This window comes from Streptomyces sp. NPDC058671 (assembly GCF_042716475.1).
Taxonomy (GTDB): Bacteria; Actinomycetota; Actinomycetes; order Streptomycetales; family Streptomycetaceae; genus Streptomyces.
In genome coordinates, this window is record NZ_JBHXSA010000007.1 from 190,033 (window position 1) to 203,307 (window position 13,275).

Consider the following 13,275-nt stretch of genomic DNA (forward strand, 5'->3'; position numbering starts at 1 on the left):
CTTTGGCAGGATGCCCGCCCGCAGCTCCACGGAGTGGCCGTTCCGTGTCGCGCGCCCCCCTCCGCCAGGCTGGTACAGGCCATTTCCGGTCATTTGCAGGTCCGGTGAAGGTGTACGCCGGGCAGTTCGCCGGGCCGGGCACACTGGTCCTCATGCGCAGCGATGTCGCCTCCCTCCCCGGCAGCCCCGAACGCCCCAACGAGGACTGGGTGGCCGCCGTCCTGCCCGCCTCGGGCAGCGGCGGAACCGTCGTCCTCCTCGACGGCGTCACACCCCCCGTCGGTGATGACGGTTGTGTGCACACCGTGCCGTGGTTCACCGCGCGACTGGGCGGAGCTTTGACCGAACTGTCCGCTTCCCGGCCGGACATGCCCCTGTCGGAGGTCCTGGCGTCGGCAATCCGGCGCACCGCGGACGCCCACCGCGAGACCTGTGACCTTTCTCACGTCCGTACGCCCCAGGCGACGGTGGTGCTCGCCCGCTGGGACGAGACCTCGGTGGAGCATCTCGTCCTCTCCGACTCCGCACTCCTCCTGGAGGCCCCGGACGGGACGGTACGGGCGGTGCTCGACGACCGGCTCGACCGGGTGCCGGTCGAGATCCTGCGCTCCCTCGCGGCGACGGACCGGCTCCGGAACCAGGAGGGCGGCTTCTTCACCGCGGCGGCCGACCCGGCGGTGGCGGCGCGGGCGGTGACCGGGACGACCCCGCGCGCGCAGGTGCGGTCCCTGGCCGCGCTCACGGACGGGGCGAGCCGCTGGGTGGAGCTGTTCGCCGGGGGCGACTGGACGGAGTGCCTGGGCGTCCTGCGCAAGGAGGGTCCGCTCGGCCTTCTCCACCGGGTGCGGGCCCTGGAGACGGCGGACGAGCGGGCGGGCGGGGTGCGGCGCTGGAAGCGGCACGACGACGCGACGGCCGCGTACGTGGAGCTGTCCCGGACCTGAGCGGTCAGCCCTCGAACCGGACGTTGAAGTGGTTGAGGAGGCGGGCGAGTTCGGCGACCTCGGTGCGGTCCCAGTCGGCGAGCTTGCGGACGTACCGCTCGCGCCGGGCGACCCGTACGCGCCGGAAGCGGTTCCTGCCCTCCTCGGTGAGCCGCACCAGGGAGGCCCGGCCGTCGGCGGGGTCGGGGTCGCGGGCGACGAGCCCGAGGTCCTCCAGGGCCCGGAGCTGGCGGCTCATGGTGGCCTTGCCGACGCCGAAGTACCCGGCGAGTTCGGTGGCCCGTTGCGGTCCGGCGTCGTCGAGCCGCACGAAGAGGCCGTAGGCGGCGGGCTCCAGCTCGGGATGCACCTCGCGTGCCATCTCGCCGGACTGGGCCCGCGCCCGCCGCAGAAAGACCGCCAGTTCACGCTCGAGCGCGAGAAACACGCGGTCGACCCCACCGGCGGGGTCGACGCCGGGGCCAGGCGGGGCGCCGTGGCCCTGGGCGGAGGCCGGGCCGCCGGCGCCGTGGTCCAGGGCTTCGGGCGCCGGGCCGCCGGCGGGCGGGGCGCCGTGGCCCTGGACGGGGGCCTGGCCGTCGAAAGGTGGGGCGTCGGGGTCCGCGCCGGCGGGGGTCGCGCCGCCTGCGCCGGCGTCCGCCGGGGCGGGCCCCGGGCCGTCGGCGGGCGGCGGGACCCGGCCTTCACTTCCCGTACCGCTTCCGTGCACGTCAGCACCTCCCACGCGTTCTCCGGCGACCCTCCGGCAGCTTTCGGGCCGCTGAAAGTTTCTTCCGGCCGAGGCCATCGCCGCAGCTCCTCCAGTATTTCGCAGGATTAGACCAACGGCGGAACCCAGGTCCCCTTCCGCCTGCCGGGTCTACGTGCGTAGCGTCGTCCACGACAGCCCCTGACATGTTCACGCCAGAGACCTGGCTGCCATCCTCGCTCTCCCACCGATCCCCCCGGAGGCACGGAATGCGTGTGCACAGATCCGGAACGACCCTCGCCGGCGCCGCCCTCGCGGCGCTGGCCCTTCTCCTCCCCCTCGCCGGGCCCGCCGGCGCCGCCCAGGACCCGGGCACCCGCACGGCGCCCGCGCGGGGCTCCGCCAGCATGGGCATGGGCGTGCTCAAGCACGACGGGCGCGACGGCGCGCCCGGCGGCGTCTCGGGTCAGGCCGTCCAGACCGAGGGCGTGGACGTCTCCAGCCACCAGGGGAACGTCGCCTGGTCCACCCTGTGGAACAGCGGCGTCAAGTGGGCCTACGTCAAGGCGACGGAGGGCACCTACTACAAGAACACCTACTTCACCCAGCAGTACACCGGTTCGTACAACGTCGGCATGATCCGCGGCACGTACCACTTCGCCACCCCGGACACGACGACCGGGGCCGCCCAGGCCGACTACTTCGTCAACAACGGCGGCGGCTGGTCCAAGGACGGCAGGACGCTGCCGGGCGTGCTCGACATCGAGTGGAACCCGTACGGGGCGACCTGTTACGGCAAGACCCAGGCCGGGATGGTGGCCTGGATCCGGGACTTCGTGAACCGGTACAAGTACCGCACGGGCCGCGACGCCGTGATCTACACGGCGACGAGCTGGTGGACCCAGTGCACCGGCAATTACGCGGGCTTCGGGTCGACCAACCCGCTGTGGGTCGCGCGGTACGCCTCCACGGTGGGCGAACTCCCGGCCGGCTGGCTGTACTACACGATGTGGCAGTACACCTCGTCCGGCCCCACGGTCGGTGACCACAACCACTTCAACGGCGACCTGTCGCGGGTGCAGGCGCTCGCGAACGGCTGACGGCCCGCCCGTCCACCTCGCCTCCACGGCGGTTCCCGGGCATGCGGCGCCCGGGGGCCGCCGCGGCTTTTTCGGTCCACCCCCTTGCCTATTGGTATGGACCAATGCGAACCTCTTCGACGATCGCACGGGATTCAACTTCCGGGCGCTCAGCGCGCGTTGCTCGTCCCGTCCTCCCCACGCACGAGAAGAGAGCCCCCGCATGCCGTCCTCACGCCGCACCGTCACCGGCGTCGCCGCACTGTCCGCCGCCACCGCACTCGTCGGCCTCACCCCCACCGCCGCGAGCGCCCACGGAGCCGTCTTCAACCCCGTCAGCCGGGTGGCCGCCTGCTACGCCGAAGGCCCCGAGACGCCCAGGTCGCAGGTGTGCAAGGACCTCGTCGCCGACTCCGGCACCCAGCCGCTCTACGACTGGAACGAGGTCAACATCGCGAACGCCGCCGGACAGCACCGGACCCTCATCCCCGACGGCAAGCTCTGCTCCGCGAACCGCGAGAAGTACCGGGCCCTGGACTGGGCGCGCACCGACTGGCCGGCGACGGCGGTGGCCGCGGGCTCCTTCGGCTTCAAGGTCCGGGCCACGGCGGCCCACTCCGGCACCATGACCGTCTACGTCACCAAGCCCGGCTTCGACCCCACGCAGCCGCTGAAGTGGTCGGACCTGGACGCGACCCCCGTCGCCGTGTACAACACCACCCGCACCGCCACCGACGGCTACTACTCCTTCACCGGCAACCTGCCCGCCCGCACCGGCCGCCACATCGTCTACAAGGTGTGGCAGCGCAGCGACAGCCCCGAAGCCTTCTACAGCTGCTCCGACGTCACCTTCGGCGGGTCGGCGGCGAAGGAACAGGCCACGGCACGGGGCCAGGCGCCGTCCGAGGCGAAGATCGCGGCGGGCGCGGAGCTGTCCACCGTGAGCCACGCGGGCCACGGCGGCGACGAGCAGGCGCCCGCCCTCTCCGCCGAGAGCGCCGCGGCCCCGTCCTCGCCGCTCCCGTCGGCCCTCGCGGGCGCGGGCGGCCTGGCCGCCTTCGCGGCGGGCAGCCTGCTGCTCGGCCGCCGCCGGAACCCGTCCGCCTCCTAGGAGCCGGACGTCACGGCCGGGAAGAGGGCGGCGAGCCGGGGTGTCGCCACCCCCTCCGGACGAGACCCCCGGGGTCCGTCGCCCTCTTCCCACCCTCTCGTCGGACCTCCCGGGAGCGCGTCCGCGAACCCGTCCGGGGACTCGCCCGAGAGGTCGTCCGCGAGCTCGTCCGCGAGTTCCTCCGCCACCTCCTCGACGGCGTCGAGGAACTCCTCGCCGTCGTCGTCCTCCTGGCCGGTCAGCTCGTCGAACGCGTCCTGGGCGACATAGTCGAGCTCCTCCCACTCCGGCCACTCGTCGTCGTCCCACTCGTTCCGGTGGCGCCCCACGAGGGCTCGTACCTCCGGCACGTCGGCCAGGGCGTCCGGGTCGGCGACGACCGACTCGTAGACCTTCCGTCCCTGGCCCACCAGCCACAGCGTGAAGTAGTGGAACCCGTCGTCGGTGCAGTCGCCGCCCTCGATCAGATTCGCCGCCCGCCACACCGCGCGCGTGCCGGCGACCTCGCACGCGGCCTCGAGCCGCACCTGGAACTCCACGCTCTCGTCCGCCGGTCGTCGGAGCAGCTCCGTCCGCAGCCACTCCAGCCGCTCGTCCCGGTCACCGGGTCGGCGGCTCAACTCGTCGATGAGAGCCCAGAAGGCGTCGTCGTTCATGCATACGAGCATGCCAGCCCGCGCTGACATCCGGGTGATCGATTTCCTCCGGGCAAGCGTGTCACCGCCACGGCGCGCCGGAGCGGGGTGCCCGCGAAGGACACCCCGCTCCGGCGTACGGGAGCACCCGGCCGGACGCGTCAGGCCGCGACCCCCACCGGGACCGCCGCCGGGGTCAGGGCGATCTCCAGGACCTGGCGGACGTCCGTCACCGGGTGGACCTCCAGCTTCTCCAGGATCTCGGCCGGGACGTCGTCCAGGTCTGCCTCGTTCCGCTTGGGGATCACGACCGTCGTGATGCCGGCCCGGTGCGCGGCGAGGAGCTTCTGCTTCACGCCTCCGATCGGGAGGACCCGGCCGGTGAGGGAGACCTCGCCGGTCATGGCCACGTCCGTGCGGACCTGGCGCCCGCTCAGGAGGGAGGCGAGTGCGGTCGTCATGGTGACGCCCGCGCTCGGGCCGTCCTTGGGGACGGCGCCCGCCGGGAAGTGGATGTGCACGCCCCGGTCCTTCAGGCCGGTCACGGGCAGCTCCAGTTCGGCGCCGTGGGAGCGCAGGAAGGAGAGCGCGATCTGTGCCGACTCCTTCATCACGTCGCCCAGCTGGCCGGTGAGGGTCAGTCCGGCGGCGCCGGTCTCCGGGTCGGCGAGGGACGCCTCGACGAAGAGGACGTCACCGCCCGCGCCGGTCACGGCGAGCCCGGTGGCGACGCCCGGCACGGCGGTACGGCGCTCCGCCGGGTCCTGGGCCGACTCGGGCACGTGGTGCGGCCGTCCGATGAGGTCCCGCAGGTCGTCCGCGGTGACCGTGAACGGCAGTTCGCGGTCACCCAGTTCCACCTGGGCGGCGACCTTGCGGAGCAGCCGGGAGACGGACCTCTCCAGGGTGCGGACGCCCGCTTCGCGGGTGTACTCGCCGGCCAGCTTGCGCAGGGTCGCTTCCTCCAGGACGACCTCACCGGGCTCCAGGCCGGCCCGCTCCAGCTGCCGGGGCAGCAGGTGGTCGCGGGCGATGACGACCTTCTCGTCCTCGGTGTAGCCGTCGAGCCTGACGAGCTCCATGCGGTCGAGGAGTGCTTCCGGGATGGCTTCGAGGACGTTGGCCGTGGCGAGGAAGACGACGTCGGAGAGGTCGAGTTCGACCTCAAGGTAGTGGTCGCGGAAGGTGTGGTTCTGGGCCGGGTCGAGGACTTCGAGGAGCGCGGCCGCGGGGTCGCCGCGGAAGTCGGACCCGACCTTGTCGATCTCGTCGAGCAGGACGACCGGGTTCATGGAGCCGGCCTCCTTGATGGCACGGACGATCCGGCCGGGGAGGGCGCCGACGTAGGTCCTGCGGTGTCCGCGGATCTCCGCCTCGTCCCGTACGCCGCCGAGGGCGACCCGGACGAACTCGCGTCCCATCGCGTGCGCGACGGACTCGCCGAGGGAGGTCTTGCCGACGCCGGGCGGGCCGACGAGGGCGAGTACGGCTCCGCCGCGGCGGCCGCCGACGACGCCGAGGCCGCGGTCGGAGCGTCGCTTGCGCACGGCCAGGTACTCGGTGATCCGTTCCTTCACGTCGTCCAGACCGGCGTGCTCGGCGTCGAGGACGGCGCGGGCGCCGCGGATGTCGCGGCCGGTGGCGCCGTCGTCGGTCCGCCGGTTCCACGGCAGTTCGAGGACGGTGTCCAGCCAGGTGCGGATCCAGGAGCCCTCGGGCGACTGGTCGCTGGACCGCTCCAGCTTCTCGACCTCCTTGAGGGCCGCCTCGCGGACCTTCTCGGGCAGGTCGGCCGCCTCCACGCGGGCGCGGTAGTCGTCGGACTCGTCGCCCTCGGCCTCGCCGTTGAGGTCGCGGAGCTCCTTGCGGACGGCTTCGAGCTGGCGGCGGAGCAGGAACTCGCGCTGCTGCTTGTCGACGCCCTCCTGGACGTCCTTGGCGATGGTCTCGGCGACGTCCTGCTCGGCGAGGTGCTCGCGGAGCTGGGCGGTGGCGAGCCTCAGGCGGGCGACCGGGTCGGCGGTCTCCAGGAGCGCGACCTTCTGCTCGACGGTGAGGAAGGGCGAGTAGCCGGCGTTGTCGGCGAGGGCGCCGACGCCGTCGATCTGCTGGACGCGGTCGACGACCTGCCAGGCGCCGCGCTTCTTGAGCCAGCTGGTGGCCAGTGCCTTGTACTCCTTGACCAGGTCGGTGACCTGGCCGGGCAGCGGGTCGGGCAGGGTCTCCTCGACGGTGCTGCCCTCGACCCACAGGGCGGCGCCGGGTCCGGTCGTACCGGCGCCGATGCGTACGCGGCCGAGGGCGCGGATCAGTGCGCCGGGGTCGCCGTCGGAGAGCCGGCCGACCTGCTCGACGGTGCCCAGGACGCCGGTCGCGGCGTAGGTCCCGTCGACGCGCGGCACGAGCAGGACCCGCGGCTTGCCCGCTCCGGACCGCGCGGCGGCCTGGGCGGCCTCGACGGCGGCCCGCACGTCGGTGTCGGAGAGGTCCAGCGGCACCACCATTCCGGGCAGCACGACCTCGTCGTCGAGCGGCAGGACGGGCAGAGTGAGCGGCACGGACGCCTTGGACTCAGAAGCCATGATCTCCCCTTCGGCAGTCAAGTTGAGCTATGTGGACTCAATGCACGCCAGCCCGGAGATGTTCCCGGACGTCCGTTCGCTCTGAGCGATCACCGCTTTTCCGCGGGGTGACACCAGGTGTAATGCCCCTATGGATATGGCGTCTATTACCTTGTCCTGGGTGGCGGGCTGGACGGTCTCGCGGGGCACCCCCGCCCCCGTCCCGGAGCCCTGGGGCTACCGGATCGACGTGGGCCTGCCCCGACACGTCGTACGGCACGTCCTGCCCGCCCCCGACGCGGCCACCGTGGGGGCGCTCTGCACGCGGCTCACGGCGCCGTACAGCTGGCTCAAGGTCATGGCGGGACCCGAGGACGTGGAGTCGTGGATCACCGAGGGGTGGACGGTCCCCGACGATCCCGGGTTCATGATGACCAAGCCGCTCGACCCCGGGGCCCGCCCCGCGCCCCCGGAGGGGTACGCCAGGACCACCGAGGTCCGGGACGGCGTCATCCGGGTCCGCGTGCTCGCCCCCGACGGCACCCTCGCCGCCCGCGGCCAGATCGCCCCGACCGGCTCCACCGCCGTCGCCGACCAGATCGAGACCGACCCCGCGCACCGGCGGCGCGGCCTCGGCGCCAACGTCATGCGCACGCTCGAGGCCGCCGCCGCCCAGGCGGGCGCGGAGACCGGGGTGCTCTCCGCGACCACGGACGGCCTCGCGCTGTACGACGCGCTGGGCTGGCGCCACCGGGGGCCGCTCACCGGCATCGTCCGGACGGAGGCCTGACCGCGAGCCGGGCCGGAGCCGGGGCACGCGATCCCGGGCTTCCGGCTGCGCGCGGCGGCCCGGAAGGGGCATGCTCGGTGCATGGTGCGAGGCGTACGGCAGACACGGCGAGACGTACGGCCGGCGGGGCGGGGCGTACGGGAGACCGGGCCGCCACGCGCCTGGGAGTCCCGGCGGGGCGAAGGGGAAGCCGAGCCACGCGCGCGGGAGTGCCTGCGGGGCGTACGGGAGGCTGCGTCACGCGCGCGGGAGCCGCGCCGGGCCGAACCGCAGACCGGGCCACGCGCGCGAGAAGCCCGACAGGCCGCACCCGAGACCGGGCCACGGGCGCGGGGGACACGGCGTGGAGCGCTGCTCCTTGCGGCCGTCCTGGCGCTCGGCGCCGTCGGCGCGACCGGCTGCGGCCCCGAGGCCCCTCCGGCACTCGGCGGCCCCTCGTCGGCAACCGGCACACCCCCCAGCCCCGGCACCCGAGCACCGTCGACCGACGCGCCGTCCGCCCCCGGCACCCCCGCCCCGCCCACGACCCCGTCCGGGACCGGCGCGTCCACCCGGGAGCCGCGAGGTCAGGAGGTCCTCGTCGAAGTGGTCGTCAACGGCGGCCTCGCCGGGGTCCGCAACCAGCTCGTCGTCCACTACGACGGCTCCTGGACCAGCCGCTCCGGCACCAAGGCGCCCCGCACCGGCCGGATGACCCCCGCCGAGGCCGCCGAGCTGCGGGCGGCGCTCGAAGACCCCGCCTACGCGCGCGTACCGGCGCGTCCGACCGGCGGCCCCGTCCCCGACGGCTTCCAGTACTTCCTCACCTACCGCCACCGGCTCGTCGTCACCGGCGACGGTGAGCGCCCGCCCGCCCTCCAGCGCGTCTTCGCCGCCCTTCCCGACGGCGGTCCGCCGACCCGCCCGTGAGGGCGTGAACCGTACCGGGCCCTGCCGGCGATAGAGAGGGCGTGAGACTGTCGCGCCCCACAGGGGGAGGCCCCTCCGGGGGCGACGAGGACGACTCCGCGCTGCTGCGCGCCGTCGCCCGGGGGGACACCGAGGCGCTCGCCGTCCTCTACGACCGGCACGCCGGCTGGCTGCACGCCCGCCTCGCCCGGCGCTGCGCCGACGAGGAGACCGTACGGGAGGTCCTCCAGGACACCTTCGTCACCGTCTGGCGCTCGGCCGGCGGCCACCGGGGCCGTGGGGAGGCCGGTGGCTGGATCTGGGTGATCGCCGCCCGGCGCCTTGTGGACGCCCAGCGGGCCGGGGCCCGCGCCGACCGCGCCGCCACGCACGCCGCCGCACCCTCCGGGGCATCGCCCACGGCGCCCTCCGCCGAGGAACGGGTGCTCGCGGGCCTGGAGTACGGGGAGGTGGGCGCCGCACTCGACCGGATCTCGCCCGAGCTCGCGGAGGTTCTGCGGGCGACCGTCGTCGACGGCCTGACGACCCGTGAGACGGCCCGGCTCCTCGGCATACCCGAGGGCACCGTCAAGACCCGCGCCCTGCGCGCCCGCCGCGAGCTGCGCGCCGCCCTCGCCGCCGGGAACCCCGGGGGCCCGCACGCCCTGGGAGGCACCGCATGACGGCACCCCGCCCCGAACCCGAGCCCACGCCCCGCCCCGAACCCGAGCCCACACCCGCACCCCGCCCCCAATCCGAGCCCACACCCGCACCCCGTCCCGAACCCGAGCCGACACCGCGACTGGGACCCGAGCCCGTGCCTCACGACGAAACCGGAGTCGCACGCCAACCCCGACTCGCGCCCCAGCCCACACCGGCCCCCCAACCCCGACCCACACCTCACCCCGACCCCGGATCCGCCCCCCACCCCACACCCCGACCCGCCCCCCCACCCCCCTGGCACGTCACGGACGCCCTGGCCCTCCGGTACGCGGGCGGCAGCGTCCCCGAGACCGACGCCTGGTCCCTGGAGAAGCACGTCGAATCCTGCGCGGACTGCGCGGCGCGGGTCTCGGCCGCCGTCCGCGCCGGCGCCGCGGGCCCCGTCCTCGCGGCCGTCCGCTCCGACCTCCTGAGCTCGCTGGGCCACCGGCCCGCCCCCGTGGCCGCCACGGCCGTCGCCGGTAGCCGCTTGGGGCGGTGGGCACGCCTCTGGTGGGCCGTCGGCCCCGCCCTCCGCGGGTCCTGGGTGGTGGCCGTGGTCCTCGTCGTCGGCGGGGCCTTCGGGCTCGCCCACGGCGCCGGGTTCCGGGGCGCGGGCAGTCTGCTGCTCGCCGTCTCTCCCGTTCTTCCGCTCGCGGGCGTCGCCGTCTCCTACGGACGGCACGCCGACCCCCTGTTCGAGATCACCGCCGCGACCCCCTCCGGCGGGCTGCGGCTGCTGCTCACCCGTACCGCCGCCGTACTCGCCGTATGCGTGCCGCTGCTCACCGCGGGCGGTGCCCTGCTGCCACGGGCGGCCGGGGGCCCGGGGGCCGCCGCCTGGCTGCTTCCCGGTCTGGCGCTGACCCTGGCCGCCCTCGCGCTCGGCTCGTTCGTCGGCTGCCGGGCGGCGGCCGCGACGGTCGGCGGCGGATGGCTGCTCGCCGTCACGGGCCCCCTCCTCGGGGGGCCGGACGCGGGCGCGGGGTCCGGTTCGGGAGCAGCCGCGCTCGCCCCGTACTTCTCCGGCTCCGCCGCGCAAGGGGGGTGGGCCGCCGCGGCACTCGCCTGCGCGGCCCTCCTCACGCTGCGGCGCCGTTCCTTCGACCACCTGGAGCCCCGGTGAACCTCTCGACCGCCGTGGCGGTGACCGGACTGACCGTCCGTCACCGCCGTACCGTCGCCCTGGACCGGCTCGACCTGTCCCTGGGGCCCGGCGTGCACGGCCTGCTCGGCCCGAACGGAGCCGGGAAGACCTCCCTCATCCGGGTCCTCGCGACCGTCGCCGCGCCCACCTCCGGGCGGGTGGAGCTGCTCGGAGGGGACGCCACGGACCACCGCGAGCGCACCGGCATCCGGCGCCGGCTCGGTTATCTGCCGCAGGAGTTCGGCTACTACCCCGGGTTCACCGTGCGCGAGTTCGTCGCGTACGTCGCCTGGCTCAAGGAGATGCCGGCCGACCGCGTCCCGGCGGCGGTGGAGCGCGCGGTGCGGCGGGTCGGGCTCGGTGACCGGATCGACGCGCGGATGAAGACGCTGTCGGGCGGCATGGTGCGGCGCGCCGGGATCGCCCAGGCCCTCGTGAACGACCCGCAGCTGCTGCTGCTCGACGAGCCGACCGCCGGGCTCGACCCGGAGCAGCGGGTCGACTTCCGGGCGCTGCTCCGGGAGCTGGGCGCGGAGACGACGGTGGTGGTCTCCACGCACCTGGTGGAGGACGTGGCCGCCGCGTGCGGGGAGGTCGCGCTCATCGAGGCGGGGCGGCTCGCCTTCCAGGGCACCACGGCCGAACTCACCGCGCTCGGCGGGGAGCCCGGTGGCCCGGCCGACTCCACGACCCATGCCGTCGAACGCGGCTACACGGCGGCACTCCGCGCCCACCGGGCACCCGAGGCCGCGAGCCACCCGAAGGAGGCGCTCCGGTGACCGACACCCTCACCCCGCCCCGTGCCGAGGGCCCCACGCGTGCGCGTGCGTCCTCCCCGCTCCGCACCGAGCTGCGGCGCGGTCTCGGGCCCTGGGCGGGCGCCGCCGTCGCCCTCACCGTGCTGGTGACGATGTACGGCAAGGCGCCCGGCTGGCAGGGCCGCTGGGCGGACACGACGAACCTGCTGCACGTCGCCGCCGGGCTGCTCGCCGGGCCGCTCGCGCTCGCGGCGGGCTGCTGGCAGGGCGGCCGGGACCGGCGGCGCGGGACGACGGACCTGTGGAAGTCCGTCCCCCGCTCCCCCGTGCGCCGCCTGCTGGTCGCCGTCGCCCCGTCCGCGCTGTGGCCGGCCGCGGGGGTGCTGGTCGCGGACGTCGTCTGTCTGCTCGCGACCTGGCCGTACGTCTCCGGGGGCCGCCCCTACCTGGAACTCGTCGCCGCCGACGTGCTCGCCGTCGCCGCCCTCGGCGCGCTCGGCCATGTCACCGGCCGGGCGGTCCCCTGGCGGCTGACCGCACCGCTCCTGGGGATCGTCGGGTACGTGGGGCTCGCCATGGCCACGTACGCGGAGGGCCCCGCGCGCTGGCTGGGCCCCGCTTCCGAGCACCAGTTCTTCTGGGACCGGCCGGTGTGGTGGTTCGGGCCGGTGTCGATGGCGTGGACGACGGGGCTCGCGCTCGCCGCGCTCCTCGCGTACGGGCTGCGCCCCGCCCTGCGGCCGCTCGCCCTGGTCCCGCTGGCCGTCGCGGTCGGCGCCGCCGGCCTGATCCTGCGCCTGCCGGTGGACGAGGGGCCGTGGCGCCCGGACCCGGCCCTGGCCCGGTTGGTCTGTGACGACGGCACCCCGCAGGTGTGTCTGACGGCCGTGGACGAGGGGCTGCTGCCGGACGTGTCGGCGGCGCTCGCCCCGCTGAACGCCCGCCTCACGGGGCTGCCCGGCGCCCCGGTCCGCTGGGTGAGCGGACCCGGCGGTGCCTCTCGTCCCGGTGACGTCGCGCTGCCCGACACCGGGCAGGAGGCGGTGCGCGACCGGCTCGTACGCCCGGACCTGTACCTGAACTCGGCCGTGACCTGGCTGTTCTCGGACACCTGCCGGCCGGGCGACGGCACGGGTCCGCACGCCGAGCGGGCCGGCCTCATCCACCTCGCCGTCGCCGAGTGGCTCGCGCCCACCCCGGACGACTACGGCCCCGATCCGTCCGCCGCCCGCCCGTACATCGACCGGCTGGAGGCCAGGTCCCCCGCCGCCCAGCGTGACTACCTCGCCCGGTATCTGGCGGCGAACGGCTGCCGTCCGGACGAGGTGCCCGTCCCGTGAGGCTCTATCTGCGCTCCCGTGCCCTGCCCGGCACGCTCGCCGCCCTCGTCGCCGCGGCGGCGGCCGCCGCCGGGTCGGCCCGGTGGCTGGAGGCGCTGCCGGAGTTCGACCACTCGGCCCGGCTGCCGGTCGTCGTCTTCGGCCCGCTGCTCGCGTCGGCCGCCGTCGGTGTGAGCCTGCACACCCCGAGCGACGAACTGGACCGTACGGCGGTACGGGCGTGGTGGCCCCGCCGGCTCGCCCACGTGCTGGCTCCGACGGTGCTCGCCGCCGCCCTGTTCGCACTGGGGGTGCCGAATCATCCGGAGGCGTTCGGGGCGCCCGCCGCGGTGCGGAACACGCTCGGGCTCGTGGGGGTGGCGGCGGGCGCCGCCGCTCTCGTCGGCGCCCGGCTGAGCTGGCTGCCGCCCGCCTTCCTCGTGGGCGCGGTGTACCTGGCGGCGCCGTCCGCCGCGGGCGGCACGGCGCAGTGGTGGGCCTGGGTGATGCAGCCGGGGGCGCAGGCCGGCGCGTGGTCGGTGGCGGTCGCCGCGTTCGTCACGGGCACGAGCGGGTACGCGTGGCGGGGTGCGCGGCACATGGCCGGCGAGTCCTGAGGGCCCGGGGCGCCCCGGGGGCGTAACCCCGCGGTT

The 13,275-nt window shown here is 75.2% G+C and carries 13 protein-coding genes; 10 read left to right on the forward strand and 3 right to left on the reverse strand.

Annotated features, from left to right (window positions below; genetic code table 11):
* Positions 1-152: 152 nt before the first annotated feature.
* Positions 153-944: a hypothetical protein gene (locus ACFWV2_RS11475; protein ID WP_384404797.1), complete on the forward strand. Its 792-nt coding sequence runs from the start codon at positions 153-155 to the stop codon at positions 942-944.
* Between the two features lie 4 nt (positions 945-948).
* Here ACFWV2_RS11475 and ACFWV2_RS11480 read toward each other — a convergent pair whose 3' ends face one another.
* Entirely contained in the window at positions 949-1,371 is a 423-nt protein-coding gene (locus ACFWV2_RS11480) for a MarR family winged helix-turn-helix transcriptional regulator (protein WP_384404894.1), read from the reverse strand.
* 530 nt (positions 1,372-1,901) lie between these two features.
* Here ACFWV2_RS11480 and ACFWV2_RS11485 point away from each other — a divergent pair.
* Both ACFWV2_RS11485 and ACFWV2_RS11490 read left to right on the forward strand, forming a co-directional pair.
* Positions 1,902-2,732, forward strand: a complete 831-nt coding sequence (locus tag ACFWV2_RS11485) for a lysozyme (protein WP_384404798.1) — start codon at positions 1,902-1,904, stop codon at positions 2,730-2,732.
* Positions 2,733-2,934: 202 nt separating this feature from the next.
* A complete protein-coding gene (locus ACFWV2_RS11490; RefSeq protein ID WP_384404799.1) occupies positions 2,935-3,822 on the forward strand; it encodes a lytic polysaccharide monooxygenase in 888 nt (295 codons plus the stop codon).
* On the opposite strand, the gene ACFWV2_RS11495 is transcribed toward ACFWV2_RS11490, so the two are convergent.
* Positions 3,819-4,478, reverse strand: a complete 660-nt coding sequence (locus ACFWV2_RS11495; RefSeq protein WP_384404800.1) for a DUF4240 domain-containing protein — start codon at positions 4,476-4,478, stop codon at positions 3,819-3,821. The two genes, ACFWV2_RS11490 and ACFWV2_RS11495, sit on opposite strands and share 4 nt — an antisense overlap.
* A gap of 140 nt (positions 4,479-4,618) precedes the next feature.
* Positions 4,619-7,039, reverse strand: coding sequence for an endopeptidase La (gene lon / locus ACFWV2_RS11500; RefSeq protein WP_384404801.1), 2,421 nt, complete (start codon positions 7,037-7,039; stop codon positions 4,619-4,621).
* A gap of 130 nt (positions 7,040-7,169) precedes the next feature.
* Between lon and ACFWV2_RS11505 the strand changes: the two genes are divergently transcribed.
* The 7 genes from ACFWV2_RS11505 (at position 7,170) to ACFWV2_RS11535 (ending at position 13,239) form a co-directional block, all read left to right on the forward strand.
* On the forward strand, positions 7,170-7,808 hold the full coding sequence (locus ACFWV2_RS11505; RefSeq protein WP_384404802.1) for a GNAT family N-acetyltransferase: 639 nt from the start codon (positions 7,170-7,172) through the stop codon (positions 7,806-7,808).
* Between the two features lie 585 nt (positions 7,809-8,393).
* A complete protein-coding gene (locus ACFWV2_RS11510; protein WP_384404803.1) occupies positions 8,394-8,717 on the forward strand; it encodes a hypothetical protein in 324 nt (107 codons plus the stop codon).
* Between the two features lie 41 nt (positions 8,718-8,758).
* Positions 8,759-9,379 (forward strand): RNA polymerase sigma factor, encoded by a 621-nt coding sequence (locus tag ACFWV2_RS11515; protein WP_384404804.1) that lies wholly within the window; start codon positions 8,759-8,761, stop codon positions 9,377-9,379.
* 293 nt (positions 9,380-9,672) lie between these two features.
* Positions 9,673-10,524, forward strand: coding sequence for a zf-HC2 domain-containing protein (locus ACFWV2_RS11520; protein WP_384404895.1), 852 nt, complete (start codon positions 9,673-9,675; stop codon positions 10,522-10,524).
* The gene (locus tag ACFWV2_RS11525; RefSeq protein WP_384404805.1) at positions 10,521-11,324 is read left to right on the forward strand and encodes an ABC transporter ATP-binding protein; all 804 of its coding nucleotides are present in this window, start codon (positions 10,521-10,523) and stop codon (positions 11,322-11,324) included. The genes ACFWV2_RS11520 and ACFWV2_RS11525 overlap by 4 nt, the downstream gene beginning before the upstream one ends.
* Positions 11,321-12,643 (forward strand): hypothetical protein, encoded by a 1,323-nt coding sequence (locus tag ACFWV2_RS11530; RefSeq protein WP_384404806.1) that lies wholly within the window; start codon positions 11,321-11,323, stop codon positions 12,641-12,643. Before ACFWV2_RS11525 ends, ACFWV2_RS11530 begins: the two co-directional genes overlap by 4 nt.
* Positions 12,640-13,239, forward strand: a complete 600-nt coding sequence (locus ACFWV2_RS11535; protein WP_384404807.1) for a hypothetical protein — start codon at positions 12,640-12,642, stop codon at positions 13,237-13,239. Before ACFWV2_RS11530 ends, ACFWV2_RS11535 begins: the two co-directional genes overlap by 4 nt.
* Positions 13,240-13,275: the final 36 nt, after the last annotated feature.

What these genes read in the sequence shown, in the direction of transcription:
- ACFWV2_RS11475 (WP_384404797.1), top strand. Translation starts at nt 153, where the DNA reads ATGCGCAGCGATGTCGCCTCCCTCCCCGGCAGCCCCGAACGCCCCAAC.
- ACFWV2_RS11505 (WP_384404802.1), top strand. Translation starts at nt 7,170, where the DNA reads ATGGATATGGCGTCTATTACCTTGTCCTGGGTGGCGGGCTGGACGGTC.
- lon (WP_384404801.1), bottom strand. Translation starts at nt 7,039, where the DNA reads ATGGCTTCTGAGTCCAAGGCGTCCGTGCCGCTCACTCTGCCCGTCCTG.
- ACFWV2_RS11495 (WP_384404800.1), bottom strand. Translation starts at nt 4,478, where the DNA reads ATGAACGACGACGCCTTCTGGGCTCTCATCGACGAGTTGAGCCGCCGA.
- ACFWV2_RS11490 (WP_384404799.1), top strand. Translation starts at nt 2,935, where the DNA reads ATGCCGTCCTCACGCCGCACCGTCACCGGCGTCGCCGCACTGTCCGCC.
- ACFWV2_RS11485 (WP_384404798.1), top strand. Translation starts at nt 1,902, where the DNA reads ATGCGTGTGCACAGATCCGGAACGACCCTCGCCGGCGCCGCCCTCGCG.